At 74.9% G+C, this 20913-nt stretch carries 19 protein-coding genes and 1 pseudogene; 14 read left to right on the forward strand and 6 right to left on the reverse strand.

All coding sequences use genetic code 11. The features are described from left to right. Positions 1 to 12 precede the first annotated feature (12 nt). Complete coding sequence (locus tag AC1VL8_RS10125) at positions 13 to 315, reverse strand: GtrA family protein (protein ID WP_483075077.1); 303 nt, start codon at positions 313 to 315, stop codon at positions 13 to 15. Further along, on the reverse strand, positions 300 to 626 hold the full coding sequence (locus tag AC1VL8_RS10130; RefSeq protein WP_483075078.1) for a GtrA family protein: 327 nt from the start codon (positions 624 to 626) through the stop codon (positions 300 to 302). Before AC1VL8_RS10130 ends, AC1VL8_RS10125 begins: the two co-directional genes overlap by 16 nt. A gap of 102 nt (positions 627 to 728) precedes the next feature. Between AC1VL8_RS10130 and AC1VL8_RS10135 the strand changes: the two genes are divergently transcribed. From AC1VL8_RS10135 to AC1VL8_RS10150, 4 genes are all read left to right on the forward strand, one after another. Then, a complete protein-coding gene (locus AC1VL8_RS10135; protein WP_483075079.1) occupies positions 729 to 1901 on the forward strand; it encodes a 5-(carboxyamino)imidazole ribonucleotide synthase in 1173 nt (390 codons plus the stop codon). Between the two features lie 34 nt (positions 1902 to 1935). Continuing rightward, entirely contained in the window at positions 1936 to 2475 is a 540-nt protein-coding gene (purE, locus tag AC1VL8_RS10140) for a 5-(carboxyamino)imidazole ribonucleotide mutase (RefSeq protein ID WP_389226574.1), read from the forward strand. Positions 2476 to 2594: 119 nt separating this feature from the next. After that, positions 2595 to 2849, forward strand: coding sequence for a hypothetical protein (locus AC1VL8_RS10145; protein WP_483075080.1), 255 nt, complete (start codon positions 2595 to 2597; stop codon positions 2847 to 2849). Then, entirely contained in the window at positions 2846 to 3841 is a 996-nt protein-coding gene (locus tag AC1VL8_RS10150; RefSeq protein WP_483075081.1) for an acyltransferase family protein, read from the forward strand. Before AC1VL8_RS10145 ends, AC1VL8_RS10150 begins: the two co-directional genes overlap by 4 nt. Positions 3842 to 3893: 52 nt before the next feature. On the opposite strand, the gene AC1VL8_RS10155 is transcribed toward AC1VL8_RS10150, so the two are convergent. After that, a complete protein-coding gene (locus AC1VL8_RS10155; protein WP_483075082.1) occupies positions 3894 to 4844 on the reverse strand; it encodes an LCP family protein in 951 nt (316 codons plus the stop codon). A gap of 365 nt (positions 4845 to 5209) precedes the next feature. On the opposite strand from AC1VL8_RS10155, the gene AC1VL8_RS10160 reads away from it, so the two are divergent. Continuing rightward, positions 5210 to 5494 carry a hypothetical protein gene (locus tag AC1VL8_RS10160; protein ID WP_483075083.1) on the forward strand — a complete coding sequence of 95 codons (285 nt, stop codon included), beginning with the start codon at positions 5210 to 5212 and terminating at the stop codon, positions 5492 to 5494. Here the strand turns inward: AC1VL8_RS10160 and AC1VL8_RS10165 are convergent. Then, complete coding sequence (locus AC1VL8_RS10165; RefSeq protein ID WP_389226586.1) at positions 5478 to 6770, reverse strand: LCP family protein; 1293 nt, start codon at positions 6768 to 6770, stop codon at positions 5478 to 5480. The two genes, AC1VL8_RS10160 and AC1VL8_RS10165, sit on opposite strands and share 17 nt — an antisense overlap. 97 nt (positions 6771 to 6867) lie before the next feature. Between AC1VL8_RS10165 and galE the strand changes: the two genes are divergently transcribed. Next, on the forward strand, positions 6868 to 7887 hold the full coding sequence (gene galE, locus AC1VL8_RS10170; protein ID WP_483075084.1) for a UDP-glucose 4-epimerase GalE: 1020 nt from the start codon (positions 6868 to 6870) through the stop codon (positions 7885 to 7887). A 70-nt stretch (positions 7888 to 7957) separates the two neighbouring features. Here the strand turns inward: galE and rfbB are convergent, their stop codons facing one another. Continuing rightward, a complete protein-coding gene (gene rfbB, locus AC1VL8_RS10175; RefSeq protein ID WP_389226592.1) occupies positions 7958 to 8953 on the reverse strand; it encodes a dTDP-glucose 4,6-dehydratase in 996 nt (331 codons plus the stop codon). 190 nt (positions 8954 to 9143) lie between these two features. Here rfbB and AC1VL8_RS10180 point away from each other — a divergent pair, with 190 nt between their 5' ends. From AC1VL8_RS10180 to AC1VL8_RS10215, 8 genes and pseudogenes are all read left to right on the forward strand, one after another. Then, positions 9144 to 9986: an ABC transporter permease gene (locus AC1VL8_RS10180; RefSeq protein WP_483075085.1), complete on the forward strand. Its 843-nt coding sequence runs from the start codon at positions 9144 to 9146 to the stop codon at positions 9984 to 9986. Further along, positions 9983 to 11284 carry an ABC transporter ATP-binding protein gene (locus AC1VL8_RS10185; protein WP_483075086.1) on the forward strand — a complete coding sequence of 434 codons (1302 nt, stop codon included), beginning with the start codon at positions 9983 to 9985 and terminating at the stop codon, positions 11282 to 11284. Before AC1VL8_RS10180 ends, AC1VL8_RS10185 begins: the two co-directional genes overlap by 4 nt. Continuing rightward, positions 11281 to 11475 carry a hypothetical protein gene (locus AC1VL8_RS10190; protein ID WP_483075087.1) on the forward strand — a complete coding sequence of 65 codons (195 nt, stop codon included), beginning with the start codon at positions 11281 to 11283 and terminating at the stop codon, positions 11473 to 11475. Before AC1VL8_RS10185 ends, AC1VL8_RS10190 begins: the two co-directional genes overlap by 4 nt. A gap of 2 nt (positions 11476 to 11477) precedes the next feature. Further along, the gene (locus tag AC1VL8_RS10195; protein ID WP_483075088.1) at positions 11478 to 12314 is read left to right on the forward strand and encodes a rhamnan synthesis F family protein; all 837 of its coding nucleotides are present in this window, start codon (positions 11478 to 11480) and stop codon (positions 12312 to 12314) included. 271 nt (positions 12315 to 12585) lie between these two features. Then, a pseudogene (locus AC1VL8_RS10200) lies at positions 12586 to 13869 on the forward strand (glycoside hydrolase family 99-like domain-containing protein); the annotation flags it as partial. A 238-nt stretch (positions 13870 to 14107) separates the two neighbouring features. Then, on the forward strand, positions 14108 to 14407 hold the full coding sequence (locus AC1VL8_RS10205) for a glycoside hydrolase family 99-like domain-containing protein (RefSeq protein WP_483076230.1): 300 nt from the start codon (positions 14108 to 14110) through the stop codon (positions 14405 to 14407). A gap of 46 nt (positions 14408 to 14453) precedes the next feature. Next, the gene (locus AC1VL8_RS10210; RefSeq protein WP_483075089.1) at positions 14454 to 16334 is read left to right on the forward strand and encodes a methyltransferase; all 1881 of its coding nucleotides are present in this window, start codon (positions 14454 to 14456) and stop codon (positions 16332 to 16334) included. 120 nt (positions 16335 to 16454) lie between these two features. Continuing rightward, positions 16455 to 19307, forward strand: coding sequence for a SpoIID/LytB domain-containing protein (locus AC1VL8_RS10215; protein ID WP_483075090.1), 2853 nt, complete (start codon positions 16455 to 16457; stop codon positions 19305 to 19307). Positions 19308 to 19320: 13 nt separating this feature from the next. On the opposite strand, the gene AC1VL8_RS10220 is transcribed toward AC1VL8_RS10215, so the two are convergent. After that, positions 19321 to 20883 (reverse strand): DUF2142 domain-containing protein, encoded by a 1563-nt coding sequence (locus AC1VL8_RS10220; RefSeq protein ID WP_483075091.1) that lies wholly within the window; start codon positions 20881 to 20883, stop codon positions 19321 to 19323. Positions 20884 to 20913: the final 30 nt, after the last annotated feature.

The following is a 20913-nucleotide window of genomic DNA, read 5'->3' on the forward strand; positions in this document are numbered from 1 at the left end:
CGGGGGACGCGGTCAGGCGTCGTCGGCCGGGTGCGGCCGGGGGTGCGGCACCTCGTGGGAGCGGGCCTCGTGCGTGCGGGCCTCGTGCGTGCGGGCCTCGTGCCCGACGTCCGCGAGGGCGACGGGCAGCGCCGACGTGCCGGTGAACACGAACATCTTGTAGCCCGCGTACCGCGCGATGGTGCCGAGCCCGATGCCCACCACGTTGGCGACGTTGTCCGCGAACGGGCCCTGCTGGCCCAGCACGTAGTGCGAGAACGCCAGCGTGCCGATCGTGATGCCGGAGCCGAGGACGTTGATCAGGGCGAACAGCACGAGCTCCGCCCGTGCCGGTGGGTCCGCTGGTCCGCGAAGGTCCAGTGCCGGCTGCCGAGCCAGGACACGAGCGTCGCCAGGACGACCGCGATCACCCGCGCGGTGAGCGGCTTGTCGTGCAGCACGGCGACCGGTCCGAACCGCAGCAGGTTGTACGTGCCGAGGTCCACGACGAACGCCACGCTGCCCACCGAGCCGAACCGGGCGAGCTCGAGCAGCCGGGCGCGCAGGGCGTCGCTCAGCAGTCCGGGACGGGCCTCGGGGGCGGGTCCCGGTGCGGCCGTGAGGCCGGGCGCACCGGAGGAAGTCACCGCCCCACGGTATCTCCCCGCACTGGGTGGGTGCTGTGCGGGAGGTCCCGGGACGGACCGGCGCAGCGAGGTCGGCGGCGCGGCCGGGTAGGCTCACCGGTCGTGGCAGCACCCGTGGTGGCAGTGGTCGGTGGTGGGCAGCTCGCCCGCATGATGGCGCCCGCGGCGACCGCGCTCGGCGTGCACCTGCGGGTCCTGGTGGAGGACGCGGTGTCGTCGGCCGCCCAGGTCGTCGTGGACGCCCCCGTGGGCGTGGCGTCGGACCCGGTCGCGGTGGAGCGGCTGGTGGTGGGCGCGGACGCGCTGACCTTCGAGCACGAGCACGTGCCGAACGGCCTGCTCACCGAGCTCGAGGACCGCGGCGTCGCGGTGCGCCCCGGCCCGGACGCGCTCGTGCACGCGCAGGACAAGATCGTGATGCGCACGCGGCTGACCGCGCTCGGCGTGCCGTGCCCGCGCTGGGCGCCGCTGGCGACCGCCGACGACCTGACGGCGTTCCTCGCGGCCGGTGACGGCACGGCCGTGGTGAAGACGGCGCGCGGCGGCTACGACGGCAAGGGCGTGCGGGTCGTGCGGTCGGTCGACGAGGTCGCGGACTGGTTCGATGCCGCCACCGCCGGCACCGGGGCCCCGCTGCTCGCCGAGGAGCGCGTCCCGTTCACCCGCGAGCTCGCGGTCCTGGTCGCGCGGACGCCGTCGGGCGAGGTCCGGACCTGGCCGGTCGTGGAGTCCGTGCAGCGCGACGGCGTCTGCTCCGAGGTGGTCGCGCCCGCACCCGACCTCGACCCGCGCACCGCCGCGACCGCCGAGGGGATCGCCCGCGAGGTCGCCGGGGGGTTGGGCGTCACCGGCGTGCTGGCCGTCGAGCTGTTCGAGGTCGCGGACCCCGATGGCGGGGCGCCGCGCGTGCTGGTGAACGAGCTCGCGATGCGCCCGCACAACTCGGGCCACTGGACGATCGACGGCTCCGTGACGAGCCAGTTCGAGCAGCACCTGCGCGCCGTGCTCGACCTGCCCCTCGGCGGGACCGCGGCGCGGGCGCCGTGGACGGTGATGGCGAACGTGCTCGGCAGCACCCGCGCGGCGCTGACCGACGGGCTCGCCGAGGTCGCGGCGCTCGACCCGGACGCCAAGGTCCACCTGTACGGCAAGGGCGTGCGGCCGGGCCGCAAGCTCGGGCACGTCACGGTGTCCGGCACGGACCTCGACGACGTGCGCCGCCGGGCCGTGGCCGCCGCGGCCGTGCTGCGCGGCGAGGCACCCGCCCCCGCCTGACCCCCCGCTCCACCACCAGCACCCGGAGGTACGCATGTCCCCGCTCGTCGGCATCGTCATGGGCTCGGACTCGGACTGGCCCGTCATGGAGGCCGCCGCGCAGGCGCTGGCCGAGTTCGACGTGCCGGTCGAGGTGGACGTCGTCTCCGCGCACCGGCAGCCGGACAAGATGGTCGAGTACGGCCGCACCGCCGCCGACCGCGGGCTGCGCGTGATCGTCGCCGGCGCCGGGGGAGCGGCCCACCTGCCGGGGATGCTCGCCGCCGTCACCCCGCTGCCGGTGATCGGCGTCCCGGTGCCGCTCGCGCGCCTGGACGGGCTCGACTCCCTGCTCTCGATCGTGCAGATGCCCGCCGGCGTCCCGGTCGCGACGGTGTCGATCGGCGGCGCGCGGAACGCCGGCCTGCTGGCCGCCCGGATCCTCGGCTCGGGCACGGACGAGACCGCCCGGCGGGTCGCCGCGCAGATGCTGACGTTCCAGGACGGGCTCCGCGAGCAGGCCGACGCGAAGGGCGAGCGGCTGCGCGCCCAGCACGGCGGCGGGCGCCGGCAGGGCGTGGGCTTCGGGTCCTGAGGACCCCGCGCCGGGTACGCGCCGGGTACGCGCCGGGCTCGTGAAGGTCTCGTCGAGGACCGTGCGGTGGCCCGGATCTCGACGGGCGGCCCCGGCGGGTCCGACCTACCGTCGAGCGGGTGACGACCACCGCGCCGCCCCGGCAGCTCCCCGACGCGACCACCACGCAGCCCCCCGCCCGGACCCCCGCACCGGCGCGCGCGCCGCGCCTGGCGGCCCTCGACGGCCTGCGGTTCCTCGCCGCCGTCGGGGTCGTGGCGTACCACTTCACCACGCGGGAGACGACCGCCTGGGGCCGTGATCTCGCGGAGGTCGCACCCGCGGTGTCGTCCTGGGCCGTCTACGCCTCGCTCGGGCCGAGCTGTTCTTCGTGATCAGCGGGTTCGTCATCCTGATGACCGCGTGGGGGCGGTCCGTCCCGGACATCGTCGGCTCGCGGGTGGGCCGGCTCTACCCGGCGTACTGGGTGGGTGTGCTGGCGACGGGCGCGCTGCTGCTGCTGGTCTGGCCGGGCAAGGAGATCACCGGCGGCCAGGTGCTGGTCAACCTCACGCTGCTGCAGAGCCTCGTGGACGTCGGGCACGTGGACGGCGTGTACTGGACGCTCTGGGTGGAGCTGCGGTTCTACCTGCTGATCACCCTGTTCGCGGCGTTCGGCATCACCCGTGCGCGGGTGCTGTGGTTCGCGGCGCTGTGGCCCGCTGCGGCGATGCTGGCGCGCACCCTCGGCTGGTCCGACGCGGTGACGTGGCTGGTCGCCCCGTACGCGCCGCTGTTCGCCGCCGGGATGGCGCTCTACGTGATCCACCGGACCGGGCACGCCCTGGTCCCGTGGCTGCTCGTCGGCGTGAACGCCGCCGTCGCGACCGCCGCCCTGGTGCCTGCGCGGATGGGCTCGCTCGGCGCCAACTCGGTCGTGCCGCCGCAGCCGGTCCTGCTCGGGGTGTGCCTGGTGGCGTGCGTGGGCCTCGTCGCCCTGGTGTCGCTGACGCCGCTCGCGCGGTGGCGGTGGTCCGGGCTGACCGCGGTCGGCGCGCTGACCTACCCGCTGTACCTCACGCACGAGTACTGGGGGCTGTGGGCCATCCACCTGCTGCACGACCGGGTGCCGGTGTGGGCGGCGCTCGGCGCGGCCGTGGCGTTCTCGGTGGCGCTGGCCTGGCTGGTGCACCGGTGCGTGGAGCGGCCGTTCGGCCCGCTGTTGCGCCGTGCCACCACCCGCGCGTGCGAGCGCGTGCGGGACGGGGTCGTCGCCGTGTGGGACCAGGCGGTCGCGGTGCAGGAGCGCCGCCTGCGGGCCGACCGGGCGTCGGCGTACGACCGCGGCTCGTCGGGGGCGCCGACCCGCTCCGCCGCCGCCCGCTGACCGCGACCGGCCAGGCGCTCGGCAGCGCACCCGCCGCCCGCCGGGACGTCCGTCAGGGGGCGGGGACGCCGCCGTACACGCCAGGGGCGAGGGTGCCGTCCGCGATCGAGGAGAAGAACGTCGGCGTCTGGTCCGGGTCGAGCCGGACGGTGGAGCCCGCGCCGCCGGGGCGGTAGTCGAGGTCGGAGATCGGCGGGGTGCCGGTGATGCCGCCGGGCCCGGTCGCGGACCGGAACGCCAGCGCGAGGCGCCCGAGGTCCACGATGCCGGTCTCGTCGCTGGCGGTGAGCGCCCCGGTGCCGGAGTCGATCAGCGCGACCTGCTTGCCGGGCTGCAGGAGCACGGCGGGGTCGGCGGCCTTCGCGGCGACCGCGCTGATGAGCTGCCGCTGCCGCAGACCGCGGCCGATGTCGCCCGACGGGTCCGCGTACCGCATGCGCGAGAACGCGAGGGCCTGCACCCCGTCGACGGTCTTGCAGCCGGGGGTGTCCCAGATCAGACCGGACTTCGGCTCGTTCACCGGGAACGCGATGCCGGTGCTGCCGTCGAGGCACAGCTCGACCCCGCCGAGCGCGTCCACGATCTCCTCGACGCCGCCGAAGCCGACCTCGACGTAGTGGTCGACCGTCAGGCCGGTGAGCTCCTCGACCGTCTGCACGAGCAGCGGCGCACCGCCCCACGCGAACGCGGCGTTGATCTTGTTCGGGTCGTAGCCCGGGATGTCGACGTAGGCGTCGCGGGGGATCGAGATGAGCGCCGCGGGGCCCGACTCCGGGACGTGCAGCACGAGGATCGTGTCCGTGCGGGCGCCGACCGTCTCGGTGTCCTCGATGACGCCGTCGGCGCGCGAGTCCGACCCGGCGAGCAGGTAGGTCGTGCCCGGCGTGTTCGCGGCACCGGACAGCGCGGCGGTGTGCTGGATCTTGCCGTCCGCCCAGACCAGCAGCCCGACCGGCCAGGCGATGACGAGCAGCAGCACCAGCACGAGCACCGCGGCGACCACGCGGCCCCGGCGTCGGCGGCGCGGCGCGGTGGCCGCCGGACCGGGTGTGCCGGGCGTGCCGGGCGTCCCGGGGGAGGACGGACGGGCGGGCGACCCCGCGCCCGTGGCCCGACGCCCCGGTCCCGTCGGCGCCGACTGCCGGGGCGCGCGCGGACCGGCCGGGTCGGCGGCGGTGCGCGCGGCGGGGGACCCGGTCCGGCCCGGCGCGGGAGAAGCTCGCCCGACCCGCCGCGGGCGAGCCCGTCCGGCCCGCCGCGGGAGAGCCCGCGGTCCGACCGGCGACCCGGACCGGGCGCGGGGCGTCCTCGGGCCGGGCGCCCTGCGGCGCGAAGCTGCCCGGCGTCCCGGAACCGGCCTCGGGTGCGGTGGGCCGCCCCTGCTCGCGGGGGGTCGACGGCCGGGCGACGGGCGGCGTCACCGCGGGGCGCGCCGTCGACGACCGGGCCGGTGCGCTGGGTCTGGTCGGCCGTGCGGGCGGGGTCGAGCGCCGGTCCGGTGCCGCGCCGGTCGGCGGTGTGCCCACCGGCGTGGCGCCGTCGGGGGACGGCCGGCGGCTCCCGGTCGCGGGGGAGAAGCTGGGCGGCGTCCCCCGGGACGGGTCCCGCGGGTTCTGGTCCTCGGCGCGCGCCACGGTCAGCAGACCGCGGTGACGTCGCCGGCGGAGAACGCCTCCTTGCCGGCCTCACGGGTCTGGGTGGGGGCGGGGGCCGCGGGCGCCTCGGTGGCGGTCTGGCCGGGGGCGGGCGCCGACGCGCCGGGGTCCGGGGTGCCGGGGTCGGTGGTGCCCCCGCCGGCGGCGGCGTCCGGGTCCTGGCTGGTGCCGGTGAGCATCGGCTGGTCGGACGCCACGTTCGCCCAGATGGTGTCGGCCTCGGAGGTCCACACCACCCGGTTCGGGTCGCTCGGCGCGGTCGCGAACGGGATCGTCATGAAGGAGATGTTCCCAGCCGGGGTGCTGCGCAGGCTGTAGGCGAGGCCGGCCATGTCGGTGATCGAGCTGAACCCGCTGTCGATGGACAGCGACTCCGTCGCGGAGTCCAGGAACCGGATCAGCTGCGTGATGTCGGTGAGCATGTTCTTGCCGAGCACCTCGCGCACCACGCCCGCGAGCAGCTCCTGCTGACGACCGAGCCGGTTGGTGTCGGAGCCGTCGCCGACACCGACGCCCGTGCGCGCGCGGGCGAACGCCAGGGCCTGGGTGCCGTCGAGCGTCTGCTGGCCGGCGGACAGGGACAGGCCGGCCTTGGGGGCGACCATGTCGTTGGGCACGCACATCGGGACGCCACCGACCGCGTCGACCATCTTGGTGAACCCGGCGAAGTCCACGACCACGAAGTGGTGGATCGGCACGCCGGTGTTCTCCATGACCGTGTTGACCGTGCAGGCGGCGGCCGAGGCGATGTCGCCGCCGCGGTCGGCACCGAGCGCGAACGCGGAGTTGAACATCGCGCTGCGCTGCGGGCTGGTCGTCGAGCCGTCGGACATGGTGCAGGTCGGGATCCGCACGAGGGAGTCGCGGGGGATCGAGATGAGCTCGACCCGGGTCCGGTCCGCGGAGATGTGGGCCACGATCGTCGTGTCCGACCGCATGCCGTCGACGTGGCCGCCGATGGCCTCGTTCTCGCCGTCGCGCTCGTCCGATCCCATGAGCAGGATGTTGACGGGCTGGCCCGCGTTCGGGTCGTCCGGGTCGGCCGGGCCGGTGGCCGTGACCTCGGGCTCGGGCAGCGCCTGGATGAGGTCGCTCGCGTCGATGGTGTTGATGTTCCCGTTCAGGCGCACGTACAGCGCGGAGGCGCCCGACGCGCCGAAGCAGAGCACCGCGACGGCGGTGAGCGCGACGCCCCGCAGCACGGCGTGCGAGCGACGCGGCCGACCGTGCCGGACGGTGCGGGGGCGTGCGGGAGCAGCGTGGCGGGAGGTCACGAGGACCGAGCATAGGAGCAGCGACCGGGCAGGTGAGGGACCCCGGGGGGTGAGCGCGTGGAGGAATCGTGCAGGCGCCGCTGGTTAGGGTGGCGGGATGACCGTCCTCGTCACCGGTGGTGCCGGCTACATCGGCACGCACGTCGTCCGCCTCCTGCGGGCGACCGGCCGGGACGTCGTGGTGGTCGACGACCTGTCGTCGGGGCGCGCGGAGCGGGTCGCCGGGACCGAGCTGGTGCGCCTCGACGTGGCCGGGCCGGGAGCGGTCCGGGCGCTCGGCGACGTGGTGCGCCGCCGCGGCGTGTCCGCGGTGGTGCACCTCGCGGCGCGCAAGCGCGTGGACGAGTCCGTCGCGCAGCCGCTGCGGTACTACCGCGAGAACATCGAGGGGTTCGCGGCCGTGCTGGCGGCCTGCACGGAGCACGGGGTGCGGTCGGTGGTGTTCTCGTCGTCCGCGGCGGTGTACGGGGACGTCGCGGGTGGCCTGGTCGGCGAGGACGCGCCCACGAGGCCGGTCAACCCGTACGGCCGGTCGAAGCTGGTCGGCGAGTGGCTGCTGCGGGACGTCGCGGCCACCGGTGTGCTGCGGGGCACCGCGCTGCGGTACTTCAACGTGGCCGGGGCGGGTTGGCCCGACCTCGGGGACCCGGCGGTGACGAACCTCGTGACGCTCGTGCTCGACGCGGTGCGGCACGGCCGGGCGCCGCGGGTGCTGGGCACGGACTTCCCGACGCCCGACGGGTCCGGGGTGCGGGACTACGTGCACGTGCTGGACCTGGCGCGCGCGCACGTGGCGGCGCTGGACGGCCTGGCGGGCGCGGGCGCCGGCACGGACGCGGGCGCCGCGCCCGCGCCGCCGTTCCGGGCGCTGAACGTCGGCACGGGCGTGGGGACGTCGGTGCTGGCGGTCATCCGGGGGCTGTCCGCGGCGATGGGCGTGCCCGTGGTGCCGGAGCTCGTGGACCGGCGGCCGGGCGACCCCGCGGAGGTGGTGGCGGACCCGCGCGCGATCGAGGCCGCCCTGGGCTGGCGCGCGGTCGAGCCGCTGGACGCCACGCTGGCCAGCGCGTGGGCGGCGTGGCAGCACGCGCACGGCGGCGAGGGCACCGGGGCCTGACCGCTCGCACGCGACGGGGCCCGCCGCACCTGCCGGTGCGACGGGCCCCGTCGGTCGTGCGGGCCGCGGGTCAGCGGCCGAGCTGGGCGTACTTCGCCTCGGTCGCGTCCTTCTGCGGCCGCCACCACGCCTCGTTGGCCTGGTACCACTCGATCGTCGCGGCGAGGCCGTCGCGGAACGTCGTGTAGCGCGGCTCCCAGCCGAGCTCCGTGCGGAGCTTGGTCGCGTCGATCGCGTAGCGCAGGTCGTGACCCGGGCGGTCGCTCACGAGGTCGTACGCGTCGGACGGCTGGCCGGTGAGCTCGAGGATCAGCTCGACGACGGTCTTGTTGTTCTCCTCGCCGTCGGCGCCGATCAGGTAGGTCTCGCCGAGGCGGCCCTTCGTGATGATGTCCCAGACCGCGCTGTTGTGGTCCTCGACGTGGATCCAGTCGCGGACGTTCTCGCCCGTGCCGTAGAGCTTGGGGCGGATGCCGTCGACGACGTTGGTGATCTGGCGCGGGATGAACTTCTCGACGTGCTGGTACGGCCCGTAGTTGTTCGAGCAGTTCGACAGCGTGGCGCGCACCCCGAACGACCGCGCCCACGCCCGGACCAGGAGGTCCGAGGAGGCCTTGGTCGAGGAGTACGGGCTGGACGGGTTGTACGGGGTGTCCGGCGTGAACTTCGCCGGGTCGTCCAGCTCGAGGTCGCCGTAGACCTCGTCGGTGGAGATGTGGTGGTAGCGCACGTCGTGCCGGCGCACGGCCTCGAGCAGCGTGTAGGTGCCGATGACGTTGGTGTGCACGAACGGCCACGGGTCGTGCAGCGAGTTGTCGTTGTGCGACTCGGCGGCGAAGTGCACGACGACGTCGGCGTTCTTCACGAGGTCGTCGACCAGGTCGTGGTCGGTGATGCTGCCCTTGGCGAAGGTGATCTGCTCCCAGACGGGGGCGAGGCTCTTCTCGTCGCCCGCGTAGGTGAGGGCGTCGAGCACGGTCACCTGGACCTCGGGGTGCTCGCGCACCACCTGGTGGACGAAGTTGGAGCCGATGAACCCGGCTCCGCCGGTGACGAGCATGCGCACGAGAGGACCTCCGTCGGATGGTGAGAGTGACCGAGTCTAGGGGACGGGCTCTCGCTGCTAAGGTCTGGTGTCCGGCCGTCCTGGCCCGGGGGCCGTCCGAGGTCGCCCCGCCGGGGGTCCAGGTCCGCAGGCCCCGCCCGGCACCCGCCGGCGCGTGGGGGCCTCCCTTCGTCAGAGCAGGAGCGTCGGTGTGACGCAGGTCGACTCGGTCCCGGTGCGGGAGGTGCGCCACTCGGCGCCCCTGTGGCGCCAGTGGAACCTGATCTGGAACTTCGCCCAGCGGGACCTCAAGTCCAAGTTCAAGGGCTCCGCCCTGGGCTGGGCGTGGTCGCTGGTCGTGCCCCTGGCGACGCTCGGGGTCTACACCATCGTCTTCTCCGTCGTGTTCCGGGGCAGCCCGCCCGACTTCGGCAACGGCGAGAAGGGCATCTTCGTCATCTGGCTGTTCGCCGGCCTGACCGCGTGGTCGTTCTTCTCCGCCACGGTCAACGGGGGGATCAGCGGGCTGATCGGCACCGGCGCCCTGCTGAAGAAGATCTACTTCCCGGCGTACGCGCCGGTGCTCGGCTCGACCGTCGCCCAGGGCGTGCAGAGCCTCATCGAGCTCGGGCTGTACCTGCTGGTGCTGCTGGTGATCGGCAACGTCGGCGTCAGCTGGCTGCTCGCCCCGGTGGTCGTCGGCCTGCTCGTCGTGTTCAGCGCGTCGGTGGCGACGGCGCTCGCGATCCTCAACGTGCACGTGCGGGACCTCGCGCACCTGGTGTCCGTCGCGCTGCAGCTGCTGTTCTACGCGACGCCGATCATCTACACGCTGGACATCGTCCCGGTGTCGGCGGGCGGCATCCCGATGCGGGCGATCGTCGAGTGGCTGCCCACCGGCCTGTTCGTCGAGATCCTGCGGGACGTCACCTACGGGCTGACCGCCGGGCCGTGGCAGGCGTGGGCCGGCCTGGTCGGCTGGACCGCCCTGGCCCTCGGGCTGGCCGTGCTCGTGAACCGCCGACGGGGCGGCGACCTGGGGGAGGAGCTGTGAGCGTGCGTCCGAACGGTCCCGCGATCCGGGTCGAGGGGCTGTCGAAGTCCTTCAAGCTGCACAAGGAGCGCCGCAACTCGCTCAAGGAGCGCGTGGTGCGCGGGCGCGAGCGCACCGACGGCATGTTCCACGCCCTCAAGGACGTCACGTTCGAGGTGCCCCGCGGCACGACGATCGGGCTCATCGGGCACAACGGCTCGGGCAAGTCGACGCTGCTCAAGGTGCTCGCGGGGGTCTACCGCCCGACCAGCGGCTCCGTGCTGGTCGACGGCCGCGTCTCGGCGCTGCTGGAGCTCGGCGCCGGGTTCCACGGCGAGCTGACCGGCCGCGAGAACATCCACCTGAACGGCTCGATCCTCGGTCTGAGCAAGAAGCAGATCGAGGCGTCGATCGACGACATCATCGAGTTCGCCGGCCTCGGGGAGTTCATCGACTCGCCCGTGAAGATCTACTCCTCCGGCATGTACGTGCGCCTCGGTTTCGCCATCGCGGTGACGCTCGAGCCCGAGATCCTCATCGTCGACGAGATCATCGCGGTCGGCGACGAGGAGTTCCAGCGCAAGTGCTTCGACCACCTGTTCAAGCTGCGCAACCAGGGCACGACGATCGTGCTGGTCACGCACTCGATGGGCCTGGCGGCGGAGCTGTGCGACTCGGCGGTCTGGCTCGACCACGGTGACGTGCGGGCGATCGGCAAGGCGCCCGAGGTCATCGACGCGTACCTCGCGGAGGTCAACGAGCGCGAGGCCGAGGCCCGGCAGGACGACGAGACGGCCGCGGAGACCGCCCCCGGCGTGACGCGCACCGGCTCCGGCGAGATCCAGGTGACCGGCGTCGAGCTGCTGGGCTCCGACGGGGAGCCCGCGCCGATCCTGCTGACCGGTGAGCCGCTGACGGTGCGCGTCGAGTTCACCGCGCGGCAGCGGGTCGAGGACGTCGCGTTCTTCCTCGGGTTCGTGCACGAGAACGGCGTCGGGATCACCGGCACCAACACGCGCATGCACCACCGTGGCGCCGTGTCGCTCGACCCCGGCTCCGGCTACGTGGACTACACGTTCGACGCGCTGCCGCTGCTGCCCGCCAACTGGCGGCTGTCGGTCGCGATCCGCAGCAAGGGCCACACGTACGACCACCTCGACAAGGCCTACCCGCTCGCGGTGCGGGCGTCCGGCGACACCGAGAACGGCGCCGTGCGCATCTCGGGCCGGTGGAGCGACCCGGTCGTCGGCGGGGCGGTCGCCCCGACCACGCCGACCCCCACCACCGTCGGCCCGACCGGCGGGTCGGTGACGCCGTGACGGCGCCGACGACGGGCGCGGGCGCCGACGGCCCGGCCGAGGACCCGCGGGTGACGGAGCTCGAGCGGGAGGTCGCCGCGCTGCGCGACCAGCGCGACCGCGCCTGGATGGAGCTGCAGGCCATGCGCCGCAGCACCTCCTGGCGCGTGACGTGGCCGCTGCGGCGCCTGCGCACGCTGGGGCGGCGCTGAGCGTGCGCGCCGGGACCAGCCGGCCGCGCCGCGCGCTCGACCTGGTCGCCGGCCGGACGCACGTCGAGCGTGCCGGGAGCGACCTGGGCGGCTCCGACCGGGTTGCGGTGCTCGTGCACCACGGCGCCCGCCCGGAGGTGACGCGGTCGTTCCGCGAGCTGGTCGGGGCGTTCGTCGCGCAGGACTACCGCGTGCTCGTCGTGTCGAGCTCGGAGTTCCGCGAGCCCCTGGTCTGGGGCGACGGCGGTCCCGACGGCGCGGTGACGGTGCTGCGCAAGCCCAACATCGGGTACGACTTCGGCTCGTGGGCGGTCGGCCTCGCGACCTACCCGCAGCTGCGGGCCGCCGGCACGGTGGTGCTCGCGAACGACTCGCTGGTGGGGCCGTTCGCCGGTCTCGACGGCGTGCTCGGCCGGCTGCACGCGTCGCCCGCGGACGTGTGGGGGCTCACCGAGACCCTCCAGTTCGCCCGGCACCTGCAGAGCTACTTCGTCGGGTACCGGGGCGGGGTGCTCGCCGACGCGCCCCTGGACTGGTTCTGGCGGAGCGTGCGGCACCACGCCGACAAGCAGGCGATCATCCACCGCAACGAGATCGGGCTGGGGCGGCTGCTCGAGACCGAGGGCTACGCCGTGGACGCGATGTTCGGCGCCGGGCAGGTCGTGCCCGCCGCGGACAACCCGACGATCGCGGGCTGGCGGACGCTGCTCGAGCGCGGGCTGCCGTTCGTGAAGCGGGAGATCGTCCGGTCTCCCGAGCTCGCGCCACGCGGGCAGGAGATCCCGGCGGAGCTGCGTGCCCGGTACGCGGTGGACGTCGAGCAGTGGCTGGACCGATGAGGGTCGAGGTGGCACGAGGCCGCCTCGCAGGAAGGTGTCGTGCATGAGAAGGATCACGCGAGCGGGCCTCGTGGGCCGGGTCAAGCGGCTGCGGATCGCCGTCGGCATCAGGATCGCCGGGACCCGACCTCGGCGGCCCGACACCGGTGCGCCCACGAGCATGGCGTCCTGGCAGCGGCGGCAGCGCGGCCGCCGCACCGGCACCTTCCCGGACGCGTGGCGCGTGCACCCGGCCCTGCCGTTCGAGGGCCCGAGCCGCGTGGCCGTCCTCATGCACGTGCACTTCCCGGAGCTGGTGCCCGAGCTGCTGGGGCAGCTGCGGCACGTGCCGGTGGACGTCGACCTCGTCGTCACGAACTCGTCGGGCACCGTGCTCGACCTCGACACCGCGGCGCTGCCGCAGGTCAAGCACGTCGCCGTGCTCGACGTCGAGAACCACGGGCGCGACGTCCTGCCCACGGTGGGCGTGATCAACGCGGGTCTGCTCGACCCGTACGACCTCGTGCTCAAGATCCACACGAAGCGCAGCGCCTGGCGCGACACCCGTGACGACCTCGCCGGGACCGGCGAGGAGTGGAAGGACGCGTTCCTCACCGCGCTGCTCGACTCCCGGGAGAACGTCGAGGCGATCCTCGACGCGTTCGCCGCGGACCCGGACCTCGGCCTCGTCACGGCCGACGGCAGCCTGCACGGGCCGGAGCACTGGGGCGGGGACGAGGAGATCGTGCGCGACCTCCTGGACCGGATCGGCCTGCCCGTGGACCACGACGGCCTGTGGTTCCCCGGCGGCTCGATGTACTGGATCCGGGGCTTCGTGCTCCAGGGCCTGCGCTCCCTCGCGCTGACGTCGGACGACTTCGCCGCCGAGGCCGGGCAGATCGACGGCACGACGGCGCACGCCGTCGAGCGCCTGGTCGGCATCCTGTCGAAGGAGGCCGGCCTGCGCATCTCCGACCGCAGCTCGCTGCCCGCCGCGCCCACGTCCGTCGCCGGCACGGGCGTCGAGCGGTACGCGACCGGCTCCGAGCCGCCGCGACGCATCCGCCTGGTGCCGTTCTACCTGCCGCAGTTCCACCCGTTCCCCGAGAACGACCGGTGGTGGGGGACCGGGTTCACGGAGTGGGCGAACGTCACTGCCGCGCACCCGGTCTACCCGGGCCACGAGCAGCCGCTGCTGCCGGCCGACTTCGGGTTCTACGACCTGCGGCTCGACGTCGTGCGCGACGCCCAGCAGGACCTCGCGACGACGTACGGCGTCGAGGGCTTCATGTACTACTACTACTGGTTCGCGGGCAAGCGGCTGATGTCGATGCCGGTCGAGAAGCTCGTCGCGGGCTCGACGCCGAAGACGTTCTGCCTGATGTGGGCGAACGAGAACTGGACCCGGCGCTGGGACGGCCGGCAGTCCGACATGCTCATCGGCCAGAACTACGACGAGGTGCCGGCGACGCAGTTCATCGAGGACATCCTCGAGTTCCTGCGCGACCCCCGGTACCTGACGGTCGACGGCCGCAAGGTCGTGTCGGTCTACCGCATCTCCCAGATCCCGGACTACCCGTCGGTGCTCGAGCACTGGCGTGCGCGGGCCCGCGAGGAGGGCCTCGGCGAGCTTGCTGCTGGTGAACGTGGACGTCGCGCGCGAGTTCGACGGGCTCGACCGCGCCGCCGCGACCGCCGGCCTGGACGGCACGCACTGGTTCCCGCCGCACAACGCCAAGTGGGACTGGATCGACTACGGCGACCTCGGGGCGGACGCGGAGTTCCGCGGCAACCTGCTGAGCTACGGCTCGCTGGTGCGCGACGCCGAGAAGCGCCTGGAGCGGCTCGAGCCCGACATCTACCCGGCGGTGATGGTCAACTTCGACAACACCGCCCGGCGGCAGTGGGGCGCCGACATCTGGCACGGCTCGAACCCGTACACGTTCCGCCGCTGGCTGTCCGCGACGGCGCGGGCGGTGCAGAACCGTCCGGTCGAGCAGCGTCTCGTGATGTGCAACGCCTGGAACGAGTGGGCCGAGGGCGCCGTCCTCGAGCCGACGACCCGGCACGGGCACGGGTATCTTGCCGCTGTGCGGGACGTCGTGCGGGGGTGACGGCGTCCCGTCAGCCGCCTGTCCGCACCACCGAGAGCGAGATGCCATGACCAGCACCACCCCCCTGCGGGCCCTGCCGGCCGAGGTCGTCGACGGCGTCCGGGTCCTGCGGGCCGCGACGACGCCGTGGCTCGACGGCTCCGAGGCGGAGCTCTACGACCGGATGGGGTCCGGCCTGCCGCTGGACTCGCTGTCCGACGAGCTGTACGCCACGGCGACGAGCTGGCCCGAGCGCTACCACCTGTCCCCGTCCCGGGCCAACGTGGTCCGGGCGCTCGACCTCCCGGCCGACGCCACCGTGCTCGAGATCGGGGCCGGTTGCGGCGCGATCACGCGGTACCTGGGCGAGACCTGCGCCACCGTCGACGCGCTCGAGCCCACGTTCGAGCGCGCGCGTGTCGCGGCGCGGCGCACGGCGGAGCTGCCGGGCGTCACCGTGCACAACGCCGAGGTCGCCGACCTGCCGGCCGAGCCCGCGTACGACCTGGTGGTCGTGGTCGGCGTGCTCGAGTACGTCGGTGGCGGCGGGCGGGACGAGCGCCCCTACGTCGAGTTCCTCGAGGCGCTCCGGCGCACGCTGCGGCCCGGCGGCCGGCTGGTCCTGGCGATCGAGAACGAGCTCGGCGTGAAGTACCTCGCCGGCGCGCCGGAGGACCACTCCAACCAGGTCTTCCACTCGGTGCAGGGCTACCCGGTCGACGGCCCGGCCCGCACGTTCTCCCGCCGTCGGCTGGCGGAGCTGGCGCGGACCGCGGGCTTCACCGGCACCGAGGTGCTGGGCGCGTTCCCGGACTACAAGCTGACCCGCGCGGTGCTGGCGGAGCGGCTGTACGACCGGGCGCCGGAGCTCGCGGAGGACCTGCCCGACTTCCCGAGCCCGGACTGGACCACGCCGCGCCCCGAGCTGCTCGACGAGGCCGCGCTGTGGGGCGAGCTCGTCGCCGCCGGCACCGGACCGGACTTCGCCAACTCGTTCCTGCTGGTCGCGGGGACCGGGGGCGACCCCGCGCCGCTGTGGCCCGAGGACCGGCTGGCCCGGTACTTCTCCCTGCACCGCCGGCGTGCGCTCCAGGTGCGCAAGACCGTGCACGAGGACGGCGACGACGTCGTGATCACCAGCGAGCGGCTGGGTTCCGGGGCGCAGGACGGCGTGGAGGTGCTTGCGTACTCCGAGCGCTGGCGCACCGGCGAGCCGCTGGCCCGGCTCGCGCTGCGCGACCCGGCGTCCCTCGACGCGCTGGTCGGGTCGTGGGCGGGGCTGCTGCGCGAGCGCGCGGCGGCCAGCGCGCCGACGCAGCCGTTCGACGTCGTCCCCGGGAACGTGCTCCGGAGGGACGACGCCGCGTGGGTCATCGACGACGAGTGGCGGTCGTCCGGCAGCAGCCTGGACGAGGTCGTGCTGCGCGGGGCGCTGCTCCTGGCGCGCGACCTGCTCGCCGAGGCGCCCGCGTCGAGGTGGGGCTGCGAGGACGGCCGGGCGCTGGTGCGCCGGGTGGCCGCGGCGGCCGGACGCGCGGACGTGACGGACGCGGACGTCGAGTCCGCCGTCGAGCGCGAGGCGGTGCTCCAGGCCATCATCGGCGGTGGCGCCCCGGGCACCCCGGTGCACGAGCGGACCCGCGTGCTGCTGGCCGACGAGCTGCGCACGCGGCTCGACGAGCCGGTGGCCGGAGCCGTCCCGGAGCGCGTCTGGGAGGCGGAGGCGCGGCTGCAGCACGAGGCCATCGAGGCACGCGACCTGCTGCTGTGGACCGGCACCCAGCTCGACGAGGCGCGCGCGGAGCAGGACGCCCTGCGGGCGGAGCTCGAGCGGACGACCGCGGCGCTGACGCGTGCGCACGACGACATCCGGCAGATGCGGGCCAACCCCGGGGTGCGGGTGGCGACGGCGGTCGGCAACCGGCTGCGCCGCGGCCGCACCGACTGACCCGACCGGGACGAACCACCACGACTCGGACGTCCGTGCGTGCCCCGACCGGGGGACGCACGGACGTCCGCTACCGTGCACCGGGGGTCGGCCGCCGGAGCCGTCCGGCACGGAGGAACCATGGTCCCGCGCGTCGTCACCGCGCTGCGTCTGCTGCTGCGCACCGTCGGCGGGCTCGCCGCCGCAGGTCTGCTCGTCCTGCTCGGCGGCGCCGCCGCGCAGGCCCAGGACGAGGTGCTGGTCCCGCCCTCGTCCGGCTCGTGGTCGGTCGCCGGCCACGGGTGGGGCCACGGCATCGGCATGTCCCAGTGGGGTGCGCAGGGCGCCGCGCTGAAGGGGCTGAGCGCCGAGCAGATCCTCGACTTCTACTACCCGGGCACCGTCCGCACCGACATCGGGCAGGACTACCCGCTGCGGGTCCGGCTGCTGTCCGCCTCGGGCGGCGCCACGGTCACCGCGGGACCGGTGCCCGGTGCCGCCGTCACCGTCGTCGACGGGGCCTCGGGCGTCCGCGTCACGCTGCCCGTGGGTGCGCGGGCGGTCATCACCCGGTCCGCGGGCTCGTTCACCGTCGACTCGCTCCAGGGCACGAGCCGCACCCCGGTCACCTTCAACGGCGCGCGCACCGTCGCGGGCGCCGTGTGGCTGGACGGCGGCGCGCCCGGTCAGGTCTGGGTGTACCAGCCGTCGGGCGCGGGCTCGCGGTACGTGGGCTCGATCCAGGTCAACGCCACCGGGGCCGGCACCGCCGAGACGATCAACCACGTGCCGATGGAGCAGTACCTGCGGGGCGTCGTCCCGCGCGAGTCCCCGTCCTCCTGGGCGCCGGCCGCGCTCCAGGCGCAGTCCGTCGCGGCGCGCTCGTACGCCCTGAGCGTCCGCGCACCGAGCGGGAGCGCCGACCTGTGCGACACCACCCAGTGCCAGGTGTACTCGGGCTCCGCGTCGGTCACCGCCGCGGGGGTGGTCACCGAGCTGCACGCCGCCGGGACCGACGCCGCCATCGCCGCGACCGCACGCATCGCGCGGTACTACGGCGGCGGGCCGGCCTTCACGCAGTTCTCCTCGACCAACGGCGGGTTCAGCAAGGCAGGCTCGCGCCCCTACCTGGTCGCGCGGCCCGACCCCTACACCGGGACCGCGCCGGGCGACAGCCGCTCCTCCTGGACCGGCACCCTCACCGTGGCGGCCGTCCAGCAGTCCTGCCCGGCGGGCGGCACCCTCCAGCGCCTCACCCTGTCGCGCGACGGCAACGGCGACCTCGGCGGCCGGATCACCCAGGCGCGCCTGGAGTGCTCGACCGGGGTGGCCACCGTCGCGACCCCCGCGTTCGGGCTCTACTCGAGCTGGTGGAAGGCGACGTCCGTCGGCCAGCCGTTCGGCAACCTCGAGGCCGTCGAGGGCACCACCGGCGGGGTCCGGGTCAAGGGCTGGGTCATCGACCCGGACACCACCGGCGCGCTCACCGTCACCGTGCAGTACGGCGGGAGCTCGTTCACCACGGTGGCCCGGCTGCCGCGGCCGGACGTCGGCGCGGCCTACCCCGCCGCGGGGCCGCTGCACGGCTTCGACGTGACGCTGCCGGCCGGGGCCGGGGCGACCACGGTCTGCGTCACCGCGCGGAACGTCGGCCAGGGCAGCGACCTGCCGTTCCCGTGCACGGCGATCACGGTGCCGCCGGGCGGACCGTACGGCTCGCTCGACGCGGCGACGGGCGTGCCCGCGGTGGGCGGCGCGACCGGCCGGGCGACCGTGCGCGGCTGGGCCGTGGACCCCGACGTCCCGACGCAGCCGATCGACGTCGAGGTGGTCGTCGACGGCGCCACCGTCACCCGCGCCACCGCGTCCGAGCAGCGGCCCGACGTGGGCGCCGCGCTGCCGGGCTTCGGCGCCGCCCACGGCTACACCGTCACCGTGCCCGTCGGGGCCGGCCGGCACGAGGTGTGCGTCCGGGCGGTCAACGTCCCCTCGGGCGGCTCGCCGACGCTCGGCTGCTCGTGGGTCACGCCGCCCGGCGGGTCGCCGGTGGGGAACTTCGAGCGTGCGACCGGTGAGAGCGGCGCCGTCCGGGTCTCCGGCTGGGCGCTCGACCCGGACACGGTCGACCCGGTCTACGCCTACGTGACCGTCGGCGGCTCGGGCGGGTACGTGCTCGCGAACGGCACCCGCGCCGACGTGGGCCGCGCGTACCCCGCGTACGGCGACGGCCACGGCTTCTCCGGCACGGTGCCCGCTCCGGAGGGCACGCACGCGGTCTGCGTCACGTTGTCGAACGTGGGGACGGGCGCGCACACGTCGCTGGGCTGCCGCACCGTGACCGTGCCCGGCAGCTCCCCGGCCGGGAACTTCGAGTCGCTGACGGCCGCACCCGGGTCGCTGTCGGTCACCGGGTGGGCCGTGGACCCGGACACCGCCGCGCCGATCTACGTGTGGGCGGGGGTCAGCGGGCCCACGGGCTCGGTCTACAACGGCCCGGTGCGCGCCGCAGCGACCCGCACCGACGTGGGCCGGGCGTACCCGGGGGCCGGTGACGCCCACGGCGTCGCCTGGACGCTGCCCGTGGACGCCGGCAGGTACACCGTGTGCCTCACCGCGGTGAACGTCGGGGCCGGCGCCGACCGCGACCTCGGCTGCCGGGCGGTCGTCGTCCCGGGCGGGTCCCCGGTCGGCAACCTCGAGTCCGTCCGGGCGGTCCCCGGCGGCGTGCAGCTCACCGGGTGGGCGCTCGACCCCGACACGGTGACCCCGCCGTACGTCCTGGTCACCGTGGACGGGGACGGCGGCTACGTCCGCCCCGCCGTCGCGCGCGCCGACATCAGCCGCGTGTTCCCGGGGTACACCGGCGCGTACGGCTTCACCGCGACGATCGCGACCGAGCCGGGCGCCCGGACGGTGTGCGCCACGGCCTCGAACGTCGGGGCCGGGACGCACACCGCGCTGGGGTGCAGCACCGTGGTGGTGCGCGCGGGCTGACGCGCCGTGCGGCTCAGGCGCCCCGCGGCGCCTCGAGCCGCTCGGCCGCGTCCCCCGCGAGGGACGCGGCGCGCACGTGCCGCACGGCCAGCCAGGCCGCCAGGGCGATCAGGACGGCGTAGAGCGCCACCGCGGGCAGGAACCCGAGCGGCGGCGCCCACTCGGGGGTCAGCGTCGCCCACGTGCCGTCCATCCCGTCGGCGTACCGGCGGGCGGCCCAGTAGAACGCCGCCACGTGGCCGACCGCGACCAGCACGAGCGTGACCACCACGAGCCGGTCCACCAGACGGGCGGCCTCGGCGCGCAGGGAGGTCATCAGCAGGCTGGCGAGCAGGGGCAGCCCGACGGCGATCGGCAGCGTGTACCGGCCCTGCCAGATGATGCCGGCGGCCTCTGCCGTGGGGATCGACAGCGCGACCGGGACCAGGGCCACCGCCGCCAGCAGCAGCGCCATCGCCGCGCGGGGTCGGCGGGCGCCGCGCTCGGCGAAGGCGAGCAGCACCAGGGCGCTCGCCGCGGCGTACCACGCGAGCTCCGTGGGGTACGGGGAGCCCGTGTCCAGCCAGCCGAAGTTGCCGATCATCTGCGCCACGAACGACGGGGTGGACAGCAGGACGACGGCGACCACCAGCTTCGGGTCGGCGTACTCCGGGAACAGGCCCGAGGTCGTGACGATCTCGTTGTGCGTGAGGATCCACCCGACGGCGGCGCCGCCGGCCAGCAGCGCGGCGACGGCCGACCAGCGGGCGGTGCGGAGCCGCGCCAGGGCGGCCACCGCACCCGGCCGCGCGGCGACCACGGCGACCGTGAGGGCGATCAGCGCCCAGAGCGGCCCGGAGGTGCGCAGGTTGATCAGGACGGCGCCCGAGACCACGGCCTGCACGAACCACGCGGTGGGCGGCGGGACCGACACGTCGGCGTCCGAACGGCGCCGCGCGAGCGCGAGGCAGGCGGCCCAGAAGCTGAACGCGGTCGCGATCTCGAGCGCGTTCGGGTTCACCGAGCCGCTGATGAACATCGCCATCGGCGTCAGCGCGACGGCGACGCCCCAGATCGCGCGGCGGGGCTCGAGCTCGACGACGCGCCGGATGCCCCAGGTGAGGAAGAACGCGCACAGCGCCGCGCTGACGAGGCGCATGGCGTACACCGCGACCTCGCCGGACAGCGGGATCGTGGTCCAGCCCACGAGCACGTAGTAGAGCGGCGGGTACTGGCCCGCGTACGTGCCGGCCTCGGTGAGCCCCGGCTCGCGCTGCTCGAGCGGGTCGACGCAGTCCGCGGAGCCCTTCTTCTGGAACCGGAAGCAGTCCGGGTAGTCCTCGAGGTCGGCCACGTCCGACGGGACCTGCACCCAGGTCGGCGCGCCCGGCTCCGACGTGTCCTTCGGCGCCTCCCCGAGCTCCCCGCCCAGCTGGCCGCGGACGACCGCGGCCGCCTTGATCACGTGGCTGGGCTCGTCGGGCGCCGCCATCAGCGGCATGGTGAGCGACCACATCGCGGTCAGCGCGAAGAGCAGGAGACCGACCGGCCCCCAGGTCCGCAGGGAACGGGGCGCCCGGGCGCGGGGCAGGTCCATGGTGTCCTTCGGTCGTGGCGGTCGGGTCGG

This window comes from Cellulomonas sp. KU4C (assembly GCF_056868065.1).